This window comes from Auritidibacter sp. NML120636, assembly GCF_003185945.1.
Classification (GTDB): Bacteria; Actinomycetota; Actinomycetes; order Actinomycetales; family Micrococcaceae; genus Auritidibacter; species Auritidibacter ignavus.
The window spans coordinates 77,392-100,520 of sequence record NZ_QHLO01000006.1 but is presented as its reverse complement, the minus strand read 5'-3'; the positions used below and the strand labels follow the sequence as shown (position 1 = coordinate 100,520).

Here is a 23,129-nt window from a genome sequence, read left to right as displayed (position 1 = left end):
TCGAAATTTACCGTCTGAGGCCCATCGTCGTCCTGTACCGGATACGCTGGGAGCTATGAGCATTAACCCTGCAGCAGATCCTGCCTTCTCTAATCCCACGACCGTTGCCAACGCGCCCTTTGATTTCGCGATTCGTGACATCAATCTCGCAGCAGCTGGCCGGCACCAAATCCGGCTGGCAGAACAAGAAATGCCGGGCTTGATGGCCCTGCGGGAAGAATACGGGGAATCCCAGCCACTAGCCGGGGCCCGTATTGCCGGGTCGATTCACATGACGGTCCAGACCGCCGTGCTCATCGAGACTTTGGTGGCCCTGGGGGCCGAGGTGCGTTGGGCCTCGTGCAATATTTTCTCCACCCAGGACGAAGCCGCAGCTGCCATTGTGGTCGGTGAGGGCACTCCCCAGGCCCCCGCCGGGGTGCCGGTATTTGCCTGGAAGAATGAGTCTTTGGCCGAATACTGGTGGGCAGCAGATCAAATCTTTGCCTGGCCTGAGGGGACCGAACCAAACATGATCCTCGACGATGGCGGAGACGCCACCATGCTGGTGCACAAAGGCGTGGAATGTGAAGCCGCAGGAGCAGTTCCGTCTCCCAGCGAAGAGGACTCGGAAGAATATGGTGAGGTGCTCAAGGTCCTGGCCGCCTCCCTGGAGGCCGACCCGCAACGTTTCACCCGTCTGTCGCGCGAACTACGCGGCGTGACCGAAGAGACCACCACCGGTGTACTGCGGTTGAACCAGTTGGCTGAATCCGGTGAGTTGTTATTCCCTGCTATGAACGTCAACGACTCGGTCACCAAGTCTAAGTTCGATAACAAGTACGGCATTCGCCACTCGTTACCCGACGGCATTAACCGTGGCACCGACGTGTTGCTGGGAGGCAAGACGGTCGTGGTGGCCGGGTATGGTGACGTGGGCAAGGGAGCAGCCGAGGCCCTCTCCGGTCAAGGCTCTCGAGTGATCGTCACCGAGATCGACCCGATTACCGCCCTGCAGGCGGCCATGGATGGCTACCAAGTGGCTCGGTTGGAAGACGTGGTCTCTACCGCCGATATCTTCATCACTGCTACCGGTGGCCGGGACATTATCATGGCCGAGCACATGCAACAAATGAAGGATAAAGCCATCGTCGGAAACGTCGGGCACTTCGATAATGAGATCGATATGGCCGGTCTGGCCCGGATTCCTGGAATTAAGAAGGTGGAAATCAAACCGCAGGTCCACGAATGGGTTTTCGAACCCGGTACTGAGAACGAGCACTCGGTGATTGTGCTTTCTGAGGGGCGACTGCTGAACCTGGGCAACGCCACCGGCCACCCTTCTTTCGTGATGTCAGCATCGTTCACAAACCAGGTGATGGCTCAGATCGAGCTCTTCCACTCTCAAGGTGGTACCGGTTCGATTACCGGCCAGACGTACCCGATCGGGGTCTACACGCTACCGCGCATTCTTGACGAAAAGGTCGCACGGTTGCACCTCGAGGCCCTTGGGACGCAACTGACCGAATTGACAAAGACACAGGCCGAGTACCTGGGCGTCGACGTCGCGGGGCCGTATAAGTCCGAGGACTACCGCTACTGACCCCTGTCGACGAGTAGCGACGGCCGGTACCGGAGCGGGTGTAGGTACTCTTTTTCCGGTGCTGGCCGTGGTCGCGCTTAGTGTTGGTTGAGCTCAGCTGAGAGCTGGCGCTGGGACTGCTGACGGCTGATCAATAGCTGATAGTCACGGTTGCGCCGTTCGGCCACCACCGCGTGGAGATACACCGTCGGCGGTGTTTGAGCAGGTGGCGCGGGGGAGACATAAGGATCCACTAGTTGAAGCAACCGTTGAGTATGCAGGTTCTGGGCCTGTGGGGTCATCCGCGAAAAGTTTCGCAAGTACTGGTTGATTTCTACCAGTAATTCATCGGGTATGCGTCCTACATCGGCGATCTGAGCCCATCGATGTAGTTCCGCTGGCACGGTCGGCAACGGCTCAGGTAGCCGCGGTTGCCGGTCGTGAATCACATAGGTTCCTGCCATCATGTCGCCGAGACGTTTTCCGCGATCATTGAGAATGGCACTAATTAGCGCCACAGAGCCCAAGGTCAGCAACAACTCGAAAAACCCGGTCAGCGCGCGGATGAGGCTGTGCCGAAAAACGACGGCTCCGCCGTCGTCACGGATTACTCGGGTGCCGAAAACCAATTTGCCCACCGATTTTCCGCCCGAGACCGTTTCCACCGTGAGGGGAATTAGCACGAACCAGAAGGCAACGGTCAGAAGGCTAACCATTCCCAACGCGGCCATATCTAACTGTTCGATGACGCTGGTCAAGACAACAAAAGTGGCCCACAGTCCGGCCACACTGAGCAAAATGTCGATGATTGTCGACATGCCACGCACGAAGACGGTAGCTGGGTTCAAGTGCAGAAGAACCGCCTGACCGGTCACGACCGAGGTGGAGTTGCTCACGGCACCAAACTTTCGACTCGCTGAAGTGATGGTACTTCTTCAGCATAGCGGGTAGCCTGGCTTCGTGGACTTAGAGGCATACACGGCAGTGAATCGCGGTGACTGGGAGCGGCTTCAGACCTTGTCGAGAACCCGCCGACTCACTGCGGCCGAAATCGATGAGCTGACCGAACTCTATGGGGTGGCATCCACTCACCTGTCGGTCATCCAAGCCCAAGACCCACATGGCCCCCAGGCTCGCGGACTCTCACTCATTGTCGCCGGCGCCCGACAACGGCTCAGCTCTACCCCGGGAGATTTTACCCGCGCGTTTACGGACTTTGTGATCTATCGGCTCCCGTATGCTTTCTACACGATTCGCTGGTTGACTCTTGTGCTCGGGGCGCTCTTTTGTGCGGTAGCCACCGCTTATGGGGCTTGGGTGTATCAACACCCCGAAGTCGCCAATGCTCTGATGTCCGAACAACAACAAGAAATCTACGTGGAACACGAGTTTGTGGGTTATTACTCGCAGAACCCTGCCGCTTCCTTCGCTGGACAAGTCTGGACCAATAACGCCTGGATCGCCGCCCAAGAGGTTGCCTTCGGGATTACCGGATTCTTCGTGCCTGTAGTGCTCTACCTTAACGCCGCGAATGTCGGGGTTGCTGGTGGCATCATGGCCCGCCACGGTGAAACCGACACCTTCTTCAATTACATTCTGCCCCACGGCTATATGGAACTTACCGCCATTTTTATTGCCGGCGCTGCCGGGCTGTACATCTTTTGGTCCTGGGTGGCGCCGGGCCGACACACCAGGTTGTTTTCCTTAGCCAGAGCGGGGCGAATGTTGATTACCGTGGCCATCGGTTTGGTGGTCGTGCTCTTTGTTTCTGGCTTGGTCGAAGGGTTCGTGACCCCCGCCGAGATACCCGACGTCTTGCGTCACGGTATTGGCCTGCTGGTTCTTGCCGCTTATTGGTGCTACACCTGGATTCTGGGAGCTCGGGCGGCACGGATGAACTTGGACGCCGACGTGGGGCAATACGATGGTGGAACCGTAGAACTAACCGCCTAAATTCGGACTTTCACGCTGGCTGGAGCTCTCTCAGCACACCATTTCCGCCACGTGTCGGTGTGGCCTAGAAATGACCGGGGTAGCGACGACTACTGTGGGGGACAACGAGTGCTACCCGTTGCTATTCACCCGCGCCGCGGAAAGAGGTTTCTTGTCGATGTCTGACAAAACATCACCCACCCCCGATGAGGCCCCAGAGTTTGAATCTGGCATTGACTACGCCCGTTTTCAGGAACCCGACGACGCTGAGAGCGCGGACGAGCAGAACACGACCGAGTCCTCTCCCACAGCATCGTCACCACAGTCCACCCGGGACACCTCGGAATCAACCCCGCTCTACAGCCAGCTCTCCGAACAGGACACGGTGAGTCATGACTCGGTGGATCAACCCACCCACCCAATCCAGACCCTCCAGCCTGACGCTGAGCCCTCATCCGCCCCCCGGGACTCTGATGACTCGTCTCGGACAACCCCTCCGGCGGACCCTCACGACTCCGGATCGGCCACGACCGCCGCCACCACTGCCATGCCGAACTTCCTCAAAGACCATGACGACAGGTCCTCGCTCGACCGTACTCAGGCTCTCGACGATGGAGTAAGCAACAGCACCACGATGGCCGAGTCTGAAACGGTGCACGAAACCCGGGCCAGCCGGCGACGGCCCAACGCGCAGGGTGAGCTACCTCAGCCCGAAGCTACGGGGGCTCCTGACGTTGCCGCCGTCGCTGGTGCTACCCCTGTTGCTGAACCAGCAACAGCAACCGGAACGCAGCACAACCTGCTGGCAGACCACGACGGTCTACCGGCAGACACCCGGGAAGATCGGGTAGCCGAACAACAACGCCTCCTCACAGACGCGCAGGCGCGTCTTGCTGCCCGCGCCCAAGCACTTGAAGGACCCAAGACTCTCTCCCGGATCCTGCAAACTGTGCTGGCAATCATTGCCCCCATTGCCTTCTTAACCGTGGTCATTCGCGCCGTGGCTTCACCCTTATTTCTCTGGATTGAATACCACCGACCCGGGTTCCCCGCCGATGACTTTGGCCTGACGACCACTGAACGGCTCGACTACGGTTCCTATGGGTTGGATTACCTGTTTAACCTCGCCTCACCCAACTACCTGGCGTCATTGACCTTCGCCGATGGGTCACCACTGTTCACCCAGGACGAGGTCTCTCACATGGCAGACGTCAAGTCGGTGATGCTAACCTCGATGCTGATCGGAGCCGTATTGGTCATCGCTTCGGCGATCATCATGGTGGTGCTCTCTCGGATCTCGAAAGGCGCCGTTCGCCGTTCACTGTTTGCGGCCAGCATCTGGCTGTTGCTCGTGATCGTGGTTCTAGGCGTGCTGGCCATCATCGCCTGGCAGGATTTCTTCGCCGGCTTCCACGCGCTGTTCTTCGCTGACGGAACGTGGACTTTCTACGCTTCCGATACCCTGATCCGGTTGTACCCCAATCAGTTCTGGATCGACGCCGGTCTCGCCGTCGGAGCGCTGACGGTGTTGACCGCGGTGATCACGCTGGTGGCAACCTGGCCGACGAAGCGCCGGAAAAAGCGCTCCGCCCAAACCCAGCTGATGATGCTGGCAGCCCGCCAGCAGTGGCCGACGACCGACGGGAAGGTCACCGAGGTCAGTTTGGAAGAAGGATCTCGCCCTGGGCGTTAAGTAGTACGCTATAAATTCCTGGCAGAGCCGGAGGAGTACAGGCTCTCGATCTGGTCCTGGAAGTCCTCAATGACCCGGTTGCGCTGGAGCTTAGCCGCTGGAGTGACATAGCCGGCTTCCTGGGTCAGCTCGGCGGAGATGATCTTAAACTTCCGGACCGACTCTGCCCGAGACACCGACTCGTTGGCCTGATCGATATACTGCTGGATCTCCTCGCGGACCTGCTCATCGGTGGCCGCCTCAGTCAAGCTGAGCGGATGCCGGTCGTGCTGTTCGCACCAGTGCTTTAGCGCATCGGTATCTAGTGCGATCAGCGCACCCACAAACGGACGGTTATTGCCCACCACAACAGCCTGGTCGACCAGCTCGCAGGTGCGGATGGCTTCTTCCAGGGGAGTAGGTGCGACGTTCTTTCCGCCTGCGGTCACGAGCAGTTCCTTCTTCCGGCCGGTGACATATAGGTAGCCCTGGTTATCCAGGCGACCAATATCACCGGTGTGGAACCAGCCGTGCTCATCGACGGCGGATTCGCCGGAAGCCTGTGCCCCGTAGTAGCCGGGAGTGACCGCAATACCGCGCAATAGAATCTCATCGTCGTCGGCCAGCTGGACTTCCATGCCGTGCATGGGTCGGCCCACGGAACCAATGCGGGTAACGCCGGGAACATTCACCGTCGCCGGGGCGGTGGACTCGGTCAGGCCATAGCCCTCTTTGACGTGAATTCCCATACCGGAAAAGAAGTGCGCCAGTTCGGGATGCAGCGGGCTGGCACCGGAGATCGCCACTCGGGCATTGCCACCCATCAGCGCTCGGATCTTGGAAAAGACGAGCTTGTCAAACACCTTGTGCTTGAGCTTCAATGCCATGGACGGACCGGAGCCTTCTCCGCGTTGTTGAGCGTCGCAGGCAGTAGAGTACTCAATAGCGACCTGGCGGGCAGCGCGGACGATCTTCTCCTGGCCCCCTTCTCGGGCCTTGTTGATGATGCCGGCCTCGACCTTCTCCAACATGCGCGGAACCAGCAACAACCAGGTTGGGCGGAAGGATCCGATATCCCGCAACAGGTAGCCCAGGTTGGGGGTATGGGCAATCTGAATCTTGCCCACCAAGAAACCAAACTGCACCGCACGTGCCAGAATGTGGGCCAACGGTAGGAACATCAGGGTCCGATTTTCCGGTGCGGCCAGGATCTCACTGGTGTACTCCAGCAGATTGGCTGCGCCCAAGGCAAGATTCCCGTGTGTGATGATGGTTCCCTTGGGGCGACCGGTGGTCCCGGACGTATAGACAATGGTAGCCGGGTCCGAGAGCGTAGCGGCGGAACGGGCCTGCTCGAGCTGCTCATCGGAGATGGTCTCGCCGTCGGTCGTCAGTGCATCGAAGAGGTCCTCGTCGAGAGCCAGCCGTTCGATGCGGGTGGATTCGGTGGCGGACTGGTTCAGCTCATCAACCGCTTTCTCAGCCGCCTGGGCCTGTAGTGTGCCCTGGTGCAAGATCACCGTGGTCCCGGAATCGGAGAGAATATGACTAATCTGGGCCGGGGAGGAGGTGTCATAGATTGGCACCGAGATTGCTCCGGCAAACCATAGGGCCTGGTCAATCACGGCCCACTGATAGGACGTCGGAGCTAACACAGCAACGAGGTCGCCGGGTTTGATGCCACGGGCAATGAGGCCTTTGGCGACCGCCCGGACGCGATCTAGAAATTCGCGATAGCTCACATCGATCCAGCCTCCGATGCCGTTGGAGAGCGCGTAGGCGGGAGCCTCGGGGCTGTGGTGGGCGGTTTTCAGTACCAAATCGGTGAGATTGGAGTCTTCGGGAAGGGAGACTTTCAACTGGGTGTTTACGTACCGCATGGGTTCCTTCTCTACTCTCGCTGAACGGTTAAGACGCATCGTTGATCAGCGGTTCTCACCGAATTAAATCCAGGACTGAATCCACATCCGCCACCGCCATTGATCATAGGGAATCTCTTCGGCGGTCCAGATCGGCATAAAGAACGCTGAGACCAGCATAATCACCAGAATATAACCTAGGACAATGACCAGATTTCGGGTTTTGGCTCGGGGATTGTGGCCGGTTTCCCACCGCAACAACCAGCCTAGGCAATAGACGATGGCCAGAATCAGGAAGGGCTCGTAAGCGATGGTGTAGAAGAAGAACATCGTCCGCTCCGGCCAGAGCACCCAGACCAGTTGTCCGGCCACATAGGCACCCAAGATGGCGCCGACGCGCCAGTCGCGCTTGGCAAACCACACCACCGTGAGGATAATAATGGCCACCGTGCCCGACCACCACAGGATGGGGTTGGCCAGATCCAGGATAGCTTCCGAACAGTGTGCTGCCCCGCAATCACCCGAACCGTCGTAGGTGGATTCGTAGTGGAAGGAGACCGGCCGGCCCATAAAGGGCCAGGTCCACGGCGACGAAGCGTAGTTGTGTCCCGAATCCAGACCGGTATGGAAATCGGTGGAGGCACGATGGTAGTGAAACCAAGAGCGCAACGTGTCAGGGATGAGCGATCCCAGCCACGATTCGGCAGGGTTGTCCTCGGCCCAGTGACGGTGATAGCCCCGGGAGGAGACAAACCAGCCGGTCCAGGTGGCCAGATAGGTCAGGAATCCAACTCCGACCACGCAGACGAATGCCCACAGACCATCGCGGAGAATTCCGCCCAGCGCCCAGCGCCTGATCCCGACCACGCGACGGGCGTTGAGGTCCCAGAACACCGTCATCAGCCCGAAGATTGCCACGAATGCTAGTCCGGAGAGCTTCACCGAACACCCGGCTGCCAACAAAATGCCGGCCACAATGCGCCACGGACGCCACCAGATCATCGGTCCGTAGCCCAGTACCTGGGACAGGGTTCCGCTGCGATAGGCGGAGCTGATTGTGTCGGCGAGTTGCCGTCGTCCATGATCACGGTCTAAGACCAGGGCGCCGAAACCAGCCAGGACGAAGAAGGACAAGAAGATATCCAGCAGACCGGTCCGGGACATGACCAGGTGGTGGCCGTCGACAGCCATCAATAATCCCGCGGTGGCGCCTAAAAAGGAAGAATGAAAGATTTTCCAGGCGATCAGTGACAAAATCAGCACCGACAAGGTTCCGACCATCGCGGAGGAAAAGCGCCAGCCGAACCCGTTATCGCTACCAAACAGCAGCATCCCCAGGCCGATCAGCCATTTGCCCAAGGGTGGGTGGACCACATAGGCGGGCTCATTGAGCGGTTCGGCCTCACCGGCGATAAAGGCGTCGTTGATGTCTTCTTCCCACTCCATCTCCACACCGAAGTGCAACAAGGAGTAGGCGTCTTTGACGTAGTAGGTTTCGTCAAAGATCAACTTGTGTGGGTGGTCGAGACGGTGGAATCGCAACAGCGCGGCCACGGCAGCGACCGCCAAAATCAGAATCCATTCCCACCGCTGGGTGGGCAGTTTCTCACCCAGTAATCGAGCACGAAGCACCGTGTCGGTATAGGCATGGTCGATAGAATCGAGCCAGGTGGGGCGAGCACCTTGCCTGGCTGTGGGAGCGGGAGTTTCTGTCGACGACACACAGAACATCGTACGTGAGAACACCCGGCGGTACGGCATTTGCGGGAGAAGTATTGAGAGGGGATCAATGAAGGGTGGCCCAGACACCGAAGCGAACGACTTGCACCAGGCGGGCGAGGGCCAGATTGTGTTGGTCGCGACGCCGATCGGAAACCTGCAGGACGCCACTGACCGGCTACGGACCGTGCTGGCTAGCGCCGAGATTATCGCCGCCGAAGACACCCGCACCACTCAACGGTTAGCTACTGCCCTGGGAGTGGAGATTCGTGGTCAACTCATCAGCCACCACGAACATAATGAACAACGGTCCACCCCGGAGCTACTGGAGAAAGTACGCCAAGGGGCCACGGTTGCGGTGGTGACCGATGCTGGCATGCCGGTGGTGTCAGACCCTGGTTTCCGTCTGGTGCAGGCGGCGGTACAAGACGGGTTGACCGTGACCTGCGCCCCGGGGGCTAGCGCGGTCACGACCGCGCTAGCAGTCTCGGGATTGCCGAGCGATCGGTTTAGCTTCGAAGGGTTTGTTCCGAAAAAACACGGCGAGAAAACCCGGTTCTTGACGGATCTTCAGGATCAACCGCGCACGCTGATTTTCTTTGAGTCCCCCCCCCACCGAGTGGTCGATACGCTACAGGTGATGACTGAGGTCTTTGGCGAAGATCAGATCGGGTGCGTGGCCCGGGAATTGACGAAACGGCACGAAGAAGTGGTGACCGCCTCCTTGCGTGAGTTATTGGGTTGGACACAGACGGCGACGCTTCGCGGAGAGTTTGTGCTCTTACTGGCTCCAGCTGACAACCGACGGGTCGAACTCGATGACGAACAACAGCTACGGCTCGTGGACGAATTGGTTGCTACCGGGATGCGCGCTAAAGACGCCACCAAACAGATCGCACACGGATACGGCGGTTCGGCCCGGACGCTGTACAACCTCTACCAACAACGTCGGTGATCTCCTGCGACCAGGGGTTAGCTCCGACAGATCAGCCCCGGACACTCAGTGACCTGCCGGCTGGTGACCGGTCTGGGGTGGACTGTGTCTTCCGGGGCTGTGACGAGGAATTCATCGTCGGTCGGGCAGGGCGCTAGGGGAGCAGGCCCCCCACACTGGCACGGAAGCCACCTGAACCAGCGGCACGCCGGGCCCGTGCAACGTCATAACCGGGACCGTAGGAGGTCAATGCCGGGCGCTGATCTGCCGGGGTACCTTTCAGGCGTTCTTCCACCAGGTCGACGAGGGCCGAGACGAATTCGGGGTGGGTGCCCGGAGTGGCGACGCGTTTGAAGATCAGTCCGCGCCCCTCGGCTTCCTCTTTCGCCTCGTTATCCAGGTCCCACCAGACTTCCATGTGATCAGACAAGAAGGTGACCGGAACGACGATGATGGCCTTCTTCGACTCGTCGAGTTCGCTAATGGCATCTCCAATGTCTGGTTCCAGCCACTTCTGCCAGGCCGGGCCCGACTCCGACTGCCACACCGACTGCCAGGAGATCTCGGGAACACCGAACTCCTTCAGGACAGCGTCAACGATGAGTTCAGCCACGGCCACGTGCTGTTGCTCGTAGGTACCGCGCACCTCGGGGTCGTGCTCATCGGACTCGTCTGAGACCTCATTGTGGGTCAGCGGAATCGAGTGGCCAGCGAACATGAAGTCCACATCGCGTTGCAGGTCCAAGTCCGGGGTCTCGGTCTGCAGCTCGCGCACCTTGGCGATGGTGTCTTCGATGAAGGGGGTGACGAAACCGGGGTGGTCGAAGAATGCCCGGATCTTATCGATCTGGACTTCATTCCACAGGCCTAGGTACTCCAGCGCGTCGGCGAAATCCTCGCGGTATTGGCGATTGGAGGAGTACGTCGAGTAGGCCGAGGTCACCAGGGCAAAGATCTTGGTCGGCTCTGGTTTCGCACCGTCTTCGGTGTGGTCGGTCTTGCGAGCCTGCGCGTCGGCGTGAGCCTGGTGGATGGCCTCGGTGAAGTAGGGCTCCCAGTTGCGGTTGCCGAAGTAGATCGGCAGGTCAATACCGCGGGCAACCAGTTCCTTCTCCAGGGCTTCTTTCAGCGCCAAGTTCTGTTCGTTGATCGGGCTGACACCACCGCGCTCGCGGTAGTGTACGGCGACTTCTTCTAAACGCTCGTCGGGGATGCCGCGACCGGCAGTCACATTGCGCAAGAACGGAATGACGTCGTCCTGGCCATTGGGCCCGCCGTAGGAAGCCAATAAGATCGCGTCAAACTCGGTGGGTTCTTCAACCCATTTCACACCTGACTGGGCGTGGGGTGTGGCTGCGGGAACGGCTGCACCGGCCTGAAGCACGACGCGGGAAGCCGGTTTGGGTTTGGACCATTCGGTCACGGTTCCTCCTGAGGATCGGGGCCACGTTAAATCACAGCCGTGACGCTCGGTCACGACCTGATCTGTAGGGTCACTTCTCAGTCTAGTTCTTCCTCAATACACCGCTGTCAATGCGACCCTGTGCCCCGTAGAACGGGAGTGGTCATGGGCGGAGAGTACACTACAGATCTGGTGCTTGCATAGCCGTCAAACCGTCAGGAACGGAGTCATGATCGGAGTGGGAGGTGACTCCGATCTACCGTTGTCCGTGCTCACGCGTGGTAAGGAAATGATGAGTTCGAAGAAGTCGAAAAAGTACGATCAGACCGGAGTGCCCGAGGCCTATCGGGTGCACTGGCCTGATCCTGCCCGTCCCGGAGTCATAGACACTGTGTCCGAAGGGGATGGCCCACGTCGTGACACCGTGGATGAATACACCGGAAAGCAGCGGGTGCTGGTCTACCCGAAAGCGCCGGAACCTTTGGTCTCGCCGATCATCGACAACCACGCTCACCTGGATTTTCGTGATGGACTCGTCGAGGTCTCCATTGCTGATGCACTCGATACTGCCGAGTCCGTTGGTGTAGCCGGGGTAATCCAAGTCGGCTGTGATCTGGACTCGGCGCGGTTCACTCTTGAGTCCATCGAGACTCACCAGCGCTTACTCGGGGCCGTGGCCCTGCACCCTAATGAAGCTGCCGAGATCTGGGATCAGCAAGGCCGGGCCGGGCTGGAGCGGGCCATTGAGGCTATTGCAGAGATGGCCCGGCATCCTCGCGTCAGGGCGGTGGGAGAGACCGGGCTCGATTATTACCGTACTGGTGCAAAAGGCCACGAAGCGCAACAATATTCCTTCCGAAAACACGTGGAGCTGGCAGTTCAGTTGGGTAAAGCAGTACAAATCCACGACCGCGAGGCGCATGAGGATGTTGTCGAGATTCTGCTGTCTATGCCGCAACGCCCCGAACACGTGGTTTTTCATGCGTTTTCAGCAGGGCCCGAGCTGGCCGACATTTGTAACGAACACGGTTGGTACATGTCTTTTTCAGGTCCGGTGACTTTTAACGCGAATGACCGCCTGCGAGAGGCTGCAGCCCTGGCACGGCCAGAGCTGATCCTGACCGAGACAGATTCTCCGTTCTTGACTCCTCATCCGCGTCGGGGACGGCCTAATGCTCCGTATATGACGCCACTGACGTTACGAAAAATCGCTGAGGTGCGTGGTACTGGTGAACAGCAGATGTGCGAACAGGTGATGGCCAATACTCGGCGTGTTTACGGGGATTTTTCCTAGATTTCGGTTCGGCAACGGTGACGCGAGGATACCGTCAGTCAACCCTCGGCAACGGTGTGTTGTTCACAAAAATCGTTATAGAGTTGAGACCTTCGTTATCTTTCCGTTATCGTATTGGAATGTCGACGAGGGACACCCCCTTTGTTGAGGGCTTCCCCAATTTTCAGATCTCTCGTTGGTCGCTAACCATCACCTACCCGAAGCATTGGAACACCTTTTCATGTCACGAGTATTTAGTAGTAGCGTGAGCAAGCTCGTCGCGCAGCTGGCAGCGCTTGCGCTGGTTCTGGGCGGGCTAGCAGCTTTCATCCTGACTCAGAACAACGGAAGCGCTCAGGCACAGGATCAGCAGAACTCTGGCCAAGGGGAAGCACTCGATATCGATCTGGCCTCCAGCGTTCAGCCACTAACCGACTTCATCCCGGCAGCACCCACTGTTGTGGAGGTGACCCGTGCCGGTGAAACCGAAAACTACGCGGTGTACGCCGATACTGTCGGGGAGGCTCTGAGCTTGTCCGGCATCGAGGTCGGCGAGAAGGACAAAGTGAGCCCTTCCACCGACACTAAGATCTCCACCGGTGACAAAATCACCGTGCAGGTTGTCACCACCGAAGAGGTTGTCGAAGAAGAAACGATTGAGTACGAAACCGTTCGTGAAAACGACGACAGCCTGGAAAAGGGAAAGACCAAGGTAGAGACCAAAGGTGAAAACGGCACCGCTGAAGTCACCTACACCGTCACCGTGATCGACGGCGAAGAATCGTCCCGCGAAGAGACCCACCGTCAAATCACCAAAGAACCGACCGACGAAGTCGTGAAGGTCGGCACCAAGGAGAAAGAGCAGCAGGCTAGCTCTTCATCGTCTACTTCCTCGTCTTCCTCATCATCGTCGTCCACCTCCTCCGATGATGACTCAGAGGATTCCTCCTCGGATGATTCTGAAGAGTCCTCCAGCTCCGGCGGTGCGGCTCCCAGCTCTGGTGTCTGGGCGAAACTGGCCCAGTGCGAGTCCGGTGGCAATTGGTCGACCAACAGTGGTAACGGCTACTACGGTGGCCTGCAGTTCTCCGGTCCCACCTGGAAAGCCATGGGTGGCACCAAGTACGCGCCGACTGCTGATAAAGCCACTCCGGCCCAGCAGATTGAAATTGCTAGCAAGTTGCAACGTCAGTCTGGCTGGGGCCAGTGGCCAGCTTGCTCGCGTTCCCTGGGGCTGCGCTAATAACACTCTGGGCTGACCGCAACGGTCAGGACCACGAAAGAGCTCGAGCATCTCTCAAGAGGTGCTCGAGCTCTTTCGTGTGGTCAAGTGAGGTGGTAAATACCACTAAAATGATGACTGTGACTGCTGAAGCCCAACGTCTGCTGTCGGCCGCAGATATTCGTCGTCTTGCCGAGCATTTGCAGCTGCGCCCGACGAAATCGTGGGGTCAGAACTACGTCATCGATCCGAACACCATTCGTCGAATTGTTGATCAGGCACAGCTTGACCCCACAGAGCACGTTTTAGAGATTGGTCCCGGGCTGGGCTCGTTGACTCTGGGCCTGCTTGACCAAGCCACCGCGGTGACCGCGGTCGAAATTGATCCGGTCCCCGCCGCAGCGTTGCTTGAGACCCTAGAACACTTCCGTCCTGGCGCGTCGCGTTGTGCCAGTGTGCTGCAAGCAAACGCTCTGCAGATTGATGCTGACCAGCTCCATGACGTACGCCCGACTGCGACCAACTCAGCACCGACCGCGCTCGTGGCAAACCTGCCGTATAACGTGGCGGTCCCTGTCCTCCTGCACATTCTGGCGTCAGTGCCCAGCATCCGACACGGGTTGGTGATGGTGCAACAAGAAGTCGCCGATCGGCTCTGTGCGGCACCGGGCACCAAGATTTATGGAGTTCCCTCTGCCAAACTGGCCTGGTACGCTACCGCACGCTCCGCTGGAACTGTGGGAACCCACGTTTTTTGGCCCGCACCGCGTATTAAATCCGGGCTTGTGCATTTTCACCAACGCGAACCAATCCAGACCACAGCATCTCGGAACGAGGTCTTCACCGTTATCGACGAGGCGTTCGCACAGCGACGCAAGACCCTGCGGGCAGCACTATCGAACTGGGCCGGCTCTGGTGCCTCAGCAGAACGGATTCTGCGGGCAGCAGGCCTCAACCCCCAGGCCCGTGGGGAAGTGCTCAGCATTGAAGATTTTGCCGCCATCGCTGAGCAGTCCAAGACCCTCGGAGTCGGCGGATGAGTCTACGTCCCGGAGAGTTCTACGGACACGTCACGGTTACCGCGCCGGGCAGGATTAACCTCACCACCGAGGTCGGGCAACAGCTCAGCCCGTTCTACCACCAGCTAGCCACCATCTCACTGGCGATCTCCCTCAGTGACGAGGTCGTCGCCGTCGCCCGTGACGACGAACATATCACCGTCTCCATCTCCGACTCCTCCCGCGGAATCCTCGATCCCGCTGATATCCCCGATGACCATTCCAATGTGGTTTTTCAAGCAGCTGACCTGTTGCGACGCCGGTTGCAGCTTAAGCCGGAAACTCACGGGGTTGACCTGTATTTGACCAAAGACTTGCCGTTGGCAGGCGGAGTGGGTGGTCGCGCGGCCGACGCTGCGGCGGCACTGATGGCCTGCGCTGCCCTGTGGGACCTGCACCTGTCACGGCGGGACCTGGCCCAGCTGGGAACCGAAATCTCTACCCAGGTCCCGTTTGCCATCCTGGGCGGTGCAGCGGTCGGGATGGAACGCGGTGATGTATTGTCGCCGATCCTGACCCGGGCAAGCCTCAACCTGGTGATCGTTCCAGCCTTTTCGGTCTACGCGCCGCGCGAGGTCTACGCCAACCTCGCCTCCCTCCGTGAGGAAGGTATCCAACCGCAACGGGAGTGCGCAGCAATTGATCCCGAACTACTGGACGCTCTGACTCGTGGGGACGTGGAAACGATCGCGTTGCTCATGCACAATGATCTGCAAGCCGCTGCCGTCTCACTGTTGCCGGAGCTCTCCGACGTGCTGGATATAGGCATGCAAGAAGGTGCTCTGGCTGCCATGATCTGTGGGGCCGGACCGACCGTGATGTTCTTGGCCCGTAACGCCGACGACGCAACGCAGTTGGCCTCACGGGTAGAAGAACGTTGCGGGATCGCCTCCATCCCGATTAGCGCACCGGGGTCGGGCGCTCGCATTCTGTAGAGTGTTTTACCGGTATTAACCTGACCGATTCGTCATGTTGACGTAGTTCAGGACAGAGGAGGGACGCTGTCGATGGCTCACTTGCTTGGTGCTGAAAATATCTCGATGACTTTTGGAACCCGTACCGTGTTGGACGGGGTGACGCTGGGTATCTCGGAAGGCCAACGAATCGGTATCGTGGGTCGAAACGGCGACGGTAAATCAACGTTATTGTCGATTCTTACCTCACAACAGAGTCCCGATACCGGCCGGGTCACCACCCGCAATGGGCTCCGAGTCGGTGTGCTGACCCAGTCCGATGAGTTGCGTGGCGCGGACACGGTGGGTTACAGCATTGTGGGAGGCCGGGCAGAGTACGAATGGGCCTCACGCCCACGCATCCGCTCGATCATTTCCGGGCTGGTGGCCGATCTGAACTGGAACGCCGCGATCTCAACGCTCTCGGGTGGACAACGCCGTCGCGTGGCTCTGGCCCAGTTGTTGGTCGAAGACTGGGACGTGATTGGCCTGGACGAGCCTACCAACCACCTGGACTTGGAAGGGATTCGGTGGTTGGCCGATCACCTCAATCAGCGTTGGACAGCTCATGAAGGCGGGCTGTTGGTCATCACCCACGACCGGTGGTTTCTGGATGCGGTGTGTACGGATACGTGGGAGGTTCATGACGGCATGGTGGAGCCTTTTGAAGGCGGCTACGCCGCCTACGTATTGCAGAAAGTCGAACGGCAACGCATTGCTGCCGCCGCCGAGGCGAAACGTCAGAATTTGATGCGCAAGGAGTTGGCTTGGCTGCGTCGAGGGGCACCGGCCCGGACCTCGAAACCCAAATTCCGGCTCGACGCTGCCGCTGAGCTGATTTCTCAAGAGCCCCCAGTTCGTGACTCGATTCAGCTTCAAGCGCTGGCCGTCTCCCGGTTGGGCAAAGATGTGGTGGATCTGGAGAATGTTTCGGTTGACTATGACGGGATCCACGTGCTGACCAATGTCACTTGGCGCATTGCACCGGGGGAGCGCACCGGAATTCTCGGCGCCAACGGCGCCGGCAAGTCCACGCTGCTGGGGCTGATCGCCGGAACCGTCGAACCGGACTCCGGACGTATTAAACGTGGGAAAACCGTGAAATTGGGAGTGCTCGACCAGAAGTTCTCGCAACTCGAAACGATTCGCAACGACCGGGTCCGAGACGTCCTGGCACGTACCAAAACCTCATTCACCATCGACGGAAAAGACTTCACCCCGGCCCAATTATTGGAACGGCTGGGGTTCAGTCGTGACCATCTGTCCACCCCGGTCAGAGACCTGTCCGGAGGACAGAAACGACGGTTGCAACTTTTGTTGGTGCTGTTATCGGAACCGAACGTGTTGATCCTGGATGAACCGAGCAACGACGTGGACCACGAAATGCTGACGGCTATGGAAGATGTGCTGGACTCCTGGCCTGGCACTTTGTTGGTCGTCTCCCACGACCGATACCTGCTTGAGCGCGTCACCGATCAGCAATATGCCATCATCAACGGGACCTTTCGGCATTTGCCCGGTGGCGTCGACCAGTATCTCCAGCTGGCCGAACAGGCTGAGAGTCAAGCCAAGACGACACCGTCGACGAACCAGAAACAGCAACAACACAATTCCTCCGGCGCTGACAACGTCGCCGGTGACGAACAGTCACGTGGCTTGTCTGGGGCTGAGAAACACGCTGCGCGGAAAGAAGCGTCCTCGATTGAGCGCAAACTGGAGAAACTCAACACCGAACTCACTGAGCTAGAAGAAAAAATGGCCACTCACGACCAGACAGATTTCGAAGGGCTTGCGGACCTGACAGCCCAAGCCTCCGAGCTCCGCAAAGAGATTGATACCAAGGAATCCCGTTGGCTGGAGTTGCTCGACGCGGTAGAAAGCTAACCAGCTTTTAAGTCCCGTCCGGCTGGGTTGGTGGGCTGGGAAAGATCCGTTGGGCCAAATCTACGACTGCATGCAGGGCGGGGTTGTTATCGTGACGTTGCCAGATCATTCGCACCTCCAGCGGAGGTTGGGAGATGTCCTGAATTCTGGCGAAGCTCACGTTTTCGTGGGGCACATTGGTAGCCACGGAATCCAGGGTGATACCACACCCCATCCCCACGGCCACGAGGACCACCAAGGTCCAGGAATCAGGCGCGGTCTGCGTGACGCGAGGAACGAATCCGGCGGTATTGGCCAGAGCATTGAAGCGGTTGGGTAGGGCGGCCCCAAACCCGGAGGGCAAAGAAATCCAATTCTCGTGAGCGAGTTCTCTGAGATTGACCGCGGGCCGACCAGCCAAGCGGTGGGACGCTGGTAAGGCCACAATGACTTCTTCAAGCCCCATCAGGTGAGAACTAATTTCTGCCGGGAGGAAATCCCATCGCCCGATGGCCAGATCGACGCTGTGGTCCATCACTGATTGCAACGCCTGGTGAGAGAACTGAGCTGAGTTGTACTCTAGGCGCAACCCAGCGCGTTCTGTTCGCAAGGCTTTGGCTAACCGTGCAACCTGGGTATTGACTGATGCGCCGGCAAATCCGATCCGCACGTACCCGGCCGCTCCACTTATGGTGTCCTTTACCGTTTGACGAGCTTGATTCGAGGCGGCAATGAGATGCTGAGCGGGCTGTAGTAAGGCTTCACCGGCTGGAGTCAGAGACACCGTCCGTGTGGTGCGCTCAAAAAGAGTTGCACCGAGTTCACGTTCTAGCTGCTGAATCGCCCGCGAGAGAGGCGGCTGGGCCATGCGGAGGGATTTCGCAGCACGACCAAAGTGCAGTTCCCGGGCGACCGCCAGGAATTCTTTGGCCTGCTGGACTTCCATCATGCTCCCCCGCGAGATATTAGTACGGTCTGCGTATCAATATTTCCTCACCTAATATACGGGGGGAACGAGCTACACAGCGGGAACGGTGTGCTCCGGACGAAGCCCACCGGAGAGTAAATCCATCGTCCAGGTAACATAGTGTGGTGCCTGGGCAGGCAGATGGTGTCCGGTTGGGGCAACGATGACTCGCACATTCGGCGGGAGCGATGCCTGTTGCAAATTGTTCAGGTACTCCGCACGGTCGGAAGCGCCGGTGATGACCGTGGTGGGGACGGTGATCTGTTCCAGGTGGTGAATCCCTTTGCCTCGAAAAATCACCCGCCGCAGTGCGCCTTCCCGCGCTCGAGTGCTGTGACGTCCCCAGACACGGAAACCCAGTAAATGAGCCGCGCCCCAGCCGACGGAGCGGAAGCGCGAGGTCATCAGGAATTTATACAGCTTGTTGGTCTGTTCGATGCTGGCCTTGGCCTCATGGGAGTCTCGGAAAAGTGGCGCATTGAACATGACGAGTTCGGAAACGAGGCTGGGGTACTTGCGAGCTAACTTGAGAGCAATCAGGCCACCAAGGGAGTGTCCCACCAGAACGACAGGCTGGCCACCACTGATCGACAGCAACGCATTTTTCACGTGCTCAACGTGCTCGTTGTAATCGTAGCTTGCAGCTGGAACACGAGCTGCGCGTCCAAAGCCCAACAGATCAACAGTCGCCACACGGTAGCCGGCAGCGGTTAGTCGTCTGCGCGCCGGATTCCAGTACTTCGCGGAGGTGAGTAAACCGTGCAAGAGCACCACGGGGTGAGACTCTCCGGGGTACTGATGAATGAACTCATCAACTGTGGCAGTCATGGCAACTCTTCTTCGTTCTCGAGGGTTGGGCTATGCAAGATCCTTACAAAATGGACAGTCGATTTTCGGACCGGTGTACATACTGTAACACCAAGGTTTGAAGAAATTTACCTCATGTTTGCTTTTGGGGTGGTGTTTTCAGGCACACTGAACGTATGGATGACAGCACCTCTCTAGGACAGGGCAGAGGCGTCATCGCCGATGCTCACGGCACCGCCCGAAGCCCGTGGGCGATGAGTAGTCAGCTGATGCAGGATTACTACGACACCGAATGGGGTGTCCCCATCACGGATGAAGCTGGGCTTTTTGAGCGGATCAGCTTAGAAGTCTTCCAAACCGGCCTATCTTGGCGCACCATTTTGACTAAACGCCCCGCCTTTCGCAAAGCCTTCTGCCAGTTCGACCCCGATGAGGTCGCGACCTTCGACGAGGATACGGTGGAGCGTTTGGTACGCCTTGATGGGATTATTCGACACCGGGGGAAAATTCGGGCAACCATTGCCAATGCTGTGGCGACGCGTGCGCTGCGCGATAAAGGCGGGCTGGTGCAGTTGGTGTGGTCGTTTCATCCAGAGACGACGCCCATGCCACGCACCAGCGATGAGGTGCCCACACAGTCAGCTGAATCGGTAGCGCTGGCTCGCGCGCTGAAGAAATCCGGTTTCCGGTTTGTGGGGCCCACCAATATGTTCGCGATGATGGAGGCTATTGGGATGGTCGATACCCATCTGCTGGGTTCGTTCCGGCGCGGGGTCTCCGGTCTTTTTGATTCCCAAGGGAACCGGATGAAAAGGCCATGGGACGAAACCGGGTGACCTGGGGCAGGGATAGTGCTAAGACTCTCGGGTGGCCTCAATCCAGCTGAGGTATTCCTCGGTGACATCGCCGGTGGTGTAGTGGCCCGTAAAGCACGACAGCTCCAAATTGGTGACGTGAGATCCAGTAGTGATGGCCTCCACCATGGCATCCACTTCTTGGTAGACCAGCCGGTCAGCCCCAATGACTTGGGCTACTTCGTCTTCGGTGCGGTTTGCCGCAACCAATTCGCCTCGGGTGGGCATATTGATACCGTACACGTTGGCGTAGCGGATCGCCGGCGCCGCCGACGCGAAGATCACTTTGCGTGCCCCGGCATCCCGGGCCATCTGGACAATCTGTTTGGAGGTGGTTCCGCGCACGATGGAGTCATCGACCAGCAGTACCGATTTGCCCTGAAATTCTTCGGGTAGCGCATTGAGTTTCTGACGCACTGACTTCTTTCGAACCTTCTGGCCAGGCATGATGAAGGTACGACCCACATAGCGGTTCTTATAGAAACCTTCGCGGTAAGGCAGGTTAAGGGAACGGGCCAGTTCCATGGCGGTGGGACGCCCGGAATCTGGGATAGGCATCACCACATCAATATCGCCCAGATCCAAAGTGGCGCGAACCTTGGCGGCTAGGGTCTCGCCCATGCGCAACCGTGCTTGATAGACCGAGATCCCGTCCAGGGTCGAGTCCGGACGTGCTAAGTACACGTACTCGAAGGCATCCGGAACCAGACGTGGGTTCTCTGCGCACTGCCGGGTGAAGAGCTTTCCACTATCGGAAATGAAAATGGCCTCACCTGGAGCGACGTCTCGGACCAACTCATATCCACCGGAGGCCAAAACCAGAGACTCGGAGGCCACCACCCATTCGGGGTCCCCGTTGTCATCAAACCGACGGCCCAAGACCAGTGGGCGAATGCCGAAGGGGTCACGGAATGCCAGCAAGCCATAACCGGCTATCAAGGCAATCGCTGCATAGGTGCCGTTGACACGCTGATGGACGGTGGAGACAGCTTGGAACAGGTCATCTTCAGTGGGCTCTTTACCAACCAGCGAGTTTTGCAGAGCGTTAGCCAGAACATTCAGCAAAATTTCGGTGTCCGAGGAGGAGTTCAGATGCCGGCGGTCAACGTGGAAGAGCTCTTTGGTTAGTTCGCGTGTGTTGGTGATATTACCGTTGTGCACCAGGGTAATGCCGTACGGGGCATTGACGTAAAAAGGTTGCACCTCATCTTCATTGCTGGCCGAACCACTGGTGGCGTAGCGGACATGCCCCAACCCCACATTGCCCAGCAAAGTACGCATATCCCGGGTCCGGAAGCATTCGCGCACATGCCCGCGGTGTTTGACGGTGTGGAAAGTGGAGTGTTCATCGTAGGTTGAGATACCGGTGGAGTCTTGACCGCGATGTTGCAACAGCAACAATGAGTCATAGATACTCTGGTTAACCGGGCTGGTCGAAACGAGACCGACAATTCCACACACGACGGTGAGCTCCCTCTACATGGGTATACGGCAGATGACCGAACCATTAAATCACTATTCGGTACCGACGGTGTACTTGAAGACAGCGGGACTACCAGCACCAGCCGATGCACAGACAGCACAGCAGACAGAACGTGTCGCCCCGATGATTCACAACCACCACAAGGACCACCCGGCAGACCTGGCGGTCCGAACTGCCCAGCACCCCGATGTTCTTCCGGCGTTGCGGATGCGGAACCTAGCCAATCGCAAGGTAAAGGTATATGCCGGGTTGGGCGACGAGCGGTTCTTCACCCGGCTGGAAGAACGACTAGACCAGGACGTGGCCTGGTCTCAGCGTGGCTTGGCTGCCGAGGCCGATCTGGTCATTGCAGAGACCGGGCCCAAAGATTTTTCCGAGACCTCTGGGATTATAGCAGTGGCGGGAGCTACTCCGGTGTTACCTGAGGATGCCGAGACCGGGGTGGGGATTCAGATGGGTATGCTTTAGGTTCACCCCGTCTGGGAACAGCGTGAACGGCCGGACCAAGACACCGACAGCCCCGGTTCAGGGTGCGATCCACCTTATGAGAAACGGTCTTAGCCGGACGTCCAGCGTTGGTGTGGGTCCTCGCTGAAGATCAGGACACCCGAGATGTCTATGCCCGCCACGGCTTTGTAGCAGATGGACAAAGCGAAAAGCTCACCGGCGACTGGGAAGGGCTGACCGAGATACGGATGGTCCGGAGCCAGTCGGTGACCGGGGGAGCTTTGATAACCTAAAGGTTATGTCGGTCACCGATCTTACGGCCTCTACACAGAACTACCTCAAAGCCATTTGGACGTTGCAGGAATACTCTGAAGATCCCGTGACGGCCAAAGTTCTCGCCGAAAAAATCGGGGTGCGGTTATCCTCCGCATCGGATGCGGTCCGGAAATTGGCTGACCAACAACTCGTGATCCACCAGCCCTATGGTTCAGTGGAACTCACAGCCGAAGGAACGGGCTATGCCATCGACATGGTGCGTCGCCACCGGCTGATCGAGGCCTTTCTGGTCGAAACACTGGGATACCGATGGGATGAGGTTCACGAAGAAGCCGACGCGCTCGAGCACGCGGTCTCGGACATGATGATCGATCGCATTGACCAACACCTCGGATTCCCGACCCGTGATCCGCACGGTGATCCCATCCCGCGCAGGGATGGCAGTATTGACGCCCCCGAGCTCGACTGCTTGTCCGTGTTACACGTAGGAGACCGGGCCCGTATTGAGCGCATCTCAGATGCGGATCCGGCGATGCTACAGTTTTTCGACCGCCAGGGACTACACCCCGGAGTGGAATTCACGATCGTGCCGTCGGCGCCTTATTCGGGCTCGATGGCCGTCTCAGTCGGCGAGGCATCTACCGAGCCGGTCTGGCTGGGAGTTGACGCCACGAATAGCATTTGGGTGTACCGTTTGTCCTCGCCTGAAACGTCCTGATTCCGACTCACGGCCGGAAGTATGGCACAATGTTTGGGGTGTTCGTGATCCGCCATGGTGTAACGGCAGCACGCCAGCCTTTGAAGCTGCGCGGTCTAGGTTCGAATCCTAGTGGCGGAACTGGAGAGC

20 protein-coding genes and 1 tRNA gene are annotated in these 23,129 nt (G+C 58.5%); 14 read left to right on the top strand and 7 right to left on the bottom strand.

Going from position 1 to position 23,129, the window contains the following annotated elements; all coding sequences use genetic code 11:
- Nucleotides 1-55 precede the first annotated feature (55 nt).
- The gene (gene ahcY, locus DCC25_RS06945; RefSeq protein ID WP_110101140.1) at nucleotides 56-1,582 is read left to right on the top strand and encodes an adenosylhomocysteinase; all 1,527 of its coding nucleotides are present in this window, start codon (nucleotides 56-58) and stop codon (nucleotides 1,580-1,582) included.
- Nucleotides 1,583-1,659: 77 nt separating this feature from the next.
- On the opposite strand, the gene DCC25_RS06940 is transcribed toward ahcY, so the two are convergent.
- Nucleotides 1,660-2,457 carry an RDD family protein gene (locus DCC25_RS06940; protein WP_110101139.1) on the bottom strand — a complete coding sequence of 266 codons (798 nt, stop codon included), beginning with the start codon at nucleotides 2,455-2,457 and terminating at the stop codon, nucleotides 1,660-1,662.
- A gap of 64 nt (nucleotides 2,458-2,521) precedes the next feature.
- Between DCC25_RS06940 and DCC25_RS06935 the strand changes: the two genes are divergently transcribed.
- Together DCC25_RS06935 and DCC25_RS06930 are read left to right on the top strand one after the other, a co-directional pair.
- Complete coding sequence (locus DCC25_RS06935) at nucleotides 2,522-3,514, top strand: stage II sporulation protein M (RefSeq protein ID WP_110101138.1); 993 nt, start codon at nucleotides 2,522-2,524, stop codon at nucleotides 3,512-3,514.
- Between the two features lie 157 nt (nucleotides 3,515-3,671).
- The gene (locus DCC25_RS06930; protein WP_158524644.1) at nucleotides 3,672-5,186 is read left to right on the top strand and encodes a TIGR01906 family membrane protein; all 1,515 of its coding nucleotides are present in this window, start codon (nucleotides 3,672-3,674) and stop codon (nucleotides 5,184-5,186) included.
- Nucleotides 5,187-5,194: 8 nt separating this feature from the next.
- Here the strand turns inward: DCC25_RS06930 and DCC25_RS06925 are convergent, their stop codons facing one another.
- Nucleotides 5,195-7,045: a long-chain fatty acid--CoA ligase gene (locus tag DCC25_RS06925; RefSeq protein ID WP_110101137.1), complete on the bottom strand. Its 1,851-nt coding sequence runs from the start codon at nucleotides 7,043-7,045 to the stop codon at nucleotides 5,195-5,197.
- A 63-nt stretch (nucleotides 7,046-7,108) separates the two neighbouring features.
- Entirely contained in the window at nucleotides 7,109-8,746 is a 1,638-nt protein-coding gene (locus DCC25_RS06920; protein WP_233487944.1) for a dolichyl-phosphate-mannose--protein mannosyltransferase, read from the bottom strand.
- Nucleotides 8,747-8,813: 67 nt separating this feature from the next.
- Here DCC25_RS06920 and rsmI point away from each other — a divergent pair, with 67 nt between their 5' ends.
- A complete protein-coding gene (gene rsmI / locus DCC25_RS06915) occupies nucleotides 8,814-9,698 on the top strand; it encodes a 16S rRNA (cytidine(1402)-2'-O)-methyltransferase (RefSeq protein WP_110101136.1) in 885 nt (294 codons plus the stop codon).
- Nucleotides 9,699-9,831: 133 nt separating this feature from the next.
- Here the strand turns inward: rsmI and DCC25_RS06910 are convergent, their stop codons facing one another.
- Nucleotides 9,832-11,100: a ferrochelatase gene (locus DCC25_RS06910; RefSeq protein ID WP_110101135.1), complete on the bottom strand. Its 1,269-nt coding sequence runs from the start codon at nucleotides 11,098-11,100 to the stop codon at nucleotides 9,832-9,834.
- A gap of 208 nt (nucleotides 11,101-11,308) precedes the next feature.
- On the opposite strand from DCC25_RS06910, the gene DCC25_RS06905 reads away from it, so the two are divergent.
- The 5 genes from DCC25_RS06905 (at nucleotide 11,309) to DCC25_RS06885 (ending at nucleotide 17,469) form a co-directional block, all read left to right on the top strand.
- Entirely contained in the window at nucleotides 11,309-12,373 is a 1,065-nt protein-coding gene (locus tag DCC25_RS06905) for a TatD family hydrolase (protein WP_233487942.1), read from the top strand.
- 244 nt (nucleotides 12,374-12,617) lie between these two features.
- Entirely contained in the window at nucleotides 12,618-13,595 is a 978-nt protein-coding gene (locus DCC25_RS11825) for a resuscitation-promoting factor (RefSeq protein WP_158524643.1), read from the top strand.
- Between the two features lie 110 nt (nucleotides 13,596-13,705).
- On the top strand, nucleotides 13,706-14,614 hold the full coding sequence (gene rsmA / locus DCC25_RS06895) for a 16S rRNA (adenine(1518)-N(6)/adenine(1519)-N(6))-dimethyltransferase RsmA (RefSeq protein ID WP_369860167.1): 909 nt from the start codon (nucleotides 13,706-13,708) through the stop codon (nucleotides 14,612-14,614).
- A complete protein-coding gene (locus DCC25_RS06890; RefSeq protein WP_110099599.1) occupies nucleotides 14,611-15,567 on the top strand; it encodes a 4-(cytidine 5'-diphospho)-2-C-methyl-D-erythritol kinase in 957 nt (318 codons plus the stop codon). Before rsmA ends, DCC25_RS06890 begins: the two co-directional genes overlap by 4 nt.
- A 72-nt stretch (nucleotides 15,568-15,639) precedes the next feature.
- Nucleotides 15,640-17,469, top strand: coding sequence for an ABC-F family ATP-binding cassette domain-containing protein (locus DCC25_RS06885; RefSeq protein ID WP_110101134.1), 1,830 nt, complete (start codon nucleotides 15,640-15,642; stop codon nucleotides 17,467-17,469).
- 7 nt (nucleotides 17,470-17,476) lie between these two features.
- Here DCC25_RS06885 and DCC25_RS06880 read toward each other — a convergent pair whose 3' ends face one another.
- Nucleotides 17,477-18,397, bottom strand: a complete 921-nt coding sequence (locus tag DCC25_RS06880; RefSeq protein ID WP_233487941.1) for a LysR family transcriptional regulator — start codon at nucleotides 18,395-18,397, stop codon at nucleotides 17,477-17,479.
- 69 nt (nucleotides 18,398-18,466) lie between these two features.
- Nucleotides 18,467-19,243: an alpha/beta fold hydrolase gene (locus tag DCC25_RS06875; RefSeq protein WP_110098815.1), complete on the bottom strand. Its 777-nt coding sequence runs from the start codon at nucleotides 19,241-19,243 to the stop codon at nucleotides 18,467-18,469.
- 155 nt (nucleotides 19,244-19,398) lie between these two features.
- On the opposite strand from DCC25_RS06875, the gene DCC25_RS06870 reads away from it, so the two are divergent.
- Nucleotides 19,399-20,058 (top strand): DNA-3-methyladenine glycosylase I, encoded by a 660-nt coding sequence (locus DCC25_RS06870; RefSeq protein ID WP_110098814.1) that lies wholly within the window; start codon nucleotides 19,399-19,401, stop codon nucleotides 20,056-20,058.
- Between the two features lie 18 nt (nucleotides 20,059-20,076).
- Here DCC25_RS06870 and purF read toward each other — a convergent pair whose 3' ends face one another.
- Nucleotides 20,077-21,537 (bottom strand): amidophosphoribosyltransferase, encoded by a 1,461-nt coding sequence (gene purF / locus DCC25_RS06865; protein WP_110101132.1) that lies wholly within the window; start codon nucleotides 21,535-21,537, stop codon nucleotides 20,077-20,079.
- 34 nt (nucleotides 21,538-21,571) lie between these two features.
- Here purF and DCC25_RS06860 point away from each other — a divergent pair, with 34 nt between their 5' ends.
- The 4 genes from DCC25_RS06860 to DCC25_RS06850 all read left to right on the top strand — a co-directional run bounded on the left by DCC25_RS06860 (nucleotide 21,572) and on the right by DCC25_RS06850 (nucleotide 23,120).
- Entirely contained in the window at nucleotides 21,572-22,027 is a 456-nt protein-coding gene (locus tag DCC25_RS06860) for a hypothetical protein (protein ID WP_110101131.1), read from the top strand.
- Nucleotides 22,028-22,137: 110 nt separating this feature from the next.
- A complete protein-coding gene (locus DCC25_RS11325) occupies nucleotides 22,138-22,299 on the top strand; it encodes a hypothetical protein (RefSeq protein WP_158524753.1) in 162 nt (53 codons plus the stop codon).
- Nucleotides 22,300-22,304: 5 nt separating this feature from the next.
- On the top strand, nucleotides 22,305-23,000 hold the full coding sequence (locus DCC25_RS06855; RefSeq protein WP_110101130.1) for a metal-dependent transcriptional regulator: 696 nt from the start codon (nucleotides 22,305-22,307) through the stop codon (nucleotides 22,998-23,000).
- 48 nt (nucleotides 23,001-23,048) lie between these two features.
- A tRNA-Gln gene (locus DCC25_RS06850) sits at nucleotides 23,049-23,120 on the top strand.
- The last annotated feature ends 9 nt before the right edge of the window (nucleotides 23,121-23,129 follow it).

Excerpts from the sequence above, each read along its gene's own strand:
- rsmA (WP_369860167.1), top strand. The coding sequence starts at position 13,706 with ATGATGACTGTGACTGCTGAAGCCCAACGTCTGCTGTCGGCCGCAGAT.
- DCC25_RS06860 (WP_110101131.1), top strand. The coding sequence starts at position 21,572 with ATGACCGAACCATTAAATCACTATTCGGTACCGACGGTGTACTTGAAG.
- DCC25_RS06905 (WP_233487942.1), top strand. The coding sequence starts at position 11,309 with ATGATCGGAGTGGGAGGTGACTCCGATCTACCGTTGTCCGTGCTCACG.
- ahcY (WP_110101140.1), top strand. The coding sequence starts at position 56 with ATGAGCATTAACCCTGCAGCAGATCCTGCCTTCTCTAATCCCACGACC.
- rsmI (WP_110101136.1), top strand. The coding sequence starts at position 8,814 with ATGAAGGGTGGCCCAGACACCGAAGCGAACGACTTGCACCAGGCGGGC.
- DCC25_RS06880 (WP_233487941.1), bottom strand. The coding sequence starts at position 18,397 with ATGATGGAAGTCCAGCAGGCCAAAGAATTCCTGGCGGTCGCCCGGGAA.
- DCC25_RS06890 (WP_110099599.1), top strand. The coding sequence starts at position 14,611 with ATGAGTCTACGTCCCGGAGAGTTCTACGGACACGTCACGGTTACCGCG.
- DCC25_RS06930 (WP_158524644.1), top strand. The coding sequence starts at position 3,672 with ATGTCTGACAAAACATCACCCACCCCCGATGAGGCCCCAGAGTTTGAA.
- DCC25_RS06885 (WP_110101134.1), top strand. The coding sequence starts at position 15,640 with ATGGCTCACTTGCTTGGTGCTGAAAATATCTCGATGACTTTTGGAACC.
- DCC25_RS06875 (WP_110098815.1), bottom strand. The coding sequence starts at position 19,243 with ATGACTGCCACAGTTGATGAGTTCATTCATCAGTACCCCGGAGAGTCT.
- DCC25_RS06925 (WP_110101137.1), bottom strand. The coding sequence starts at position 7,045 with ATGCGGTACGTAAACACCCAGTTGAAAGTCTCCCTTCCCGAAGACTCC.
- DCC25_RS06855 (WP_110101130.1), top strand. The coding sequence starts at position 22,305 with ATGTCGGTCACCGATCTTACGGCCTCTACACAGAACTACCTCAAAGCC.
- DCC25_RS06870 (WP_110098814.1), top strand. The coding sequence starts at position 19,399 with ATGGATGACAGCACCTCTCTAGGACAGGGCAGAGGCGTCATCGCCGAT.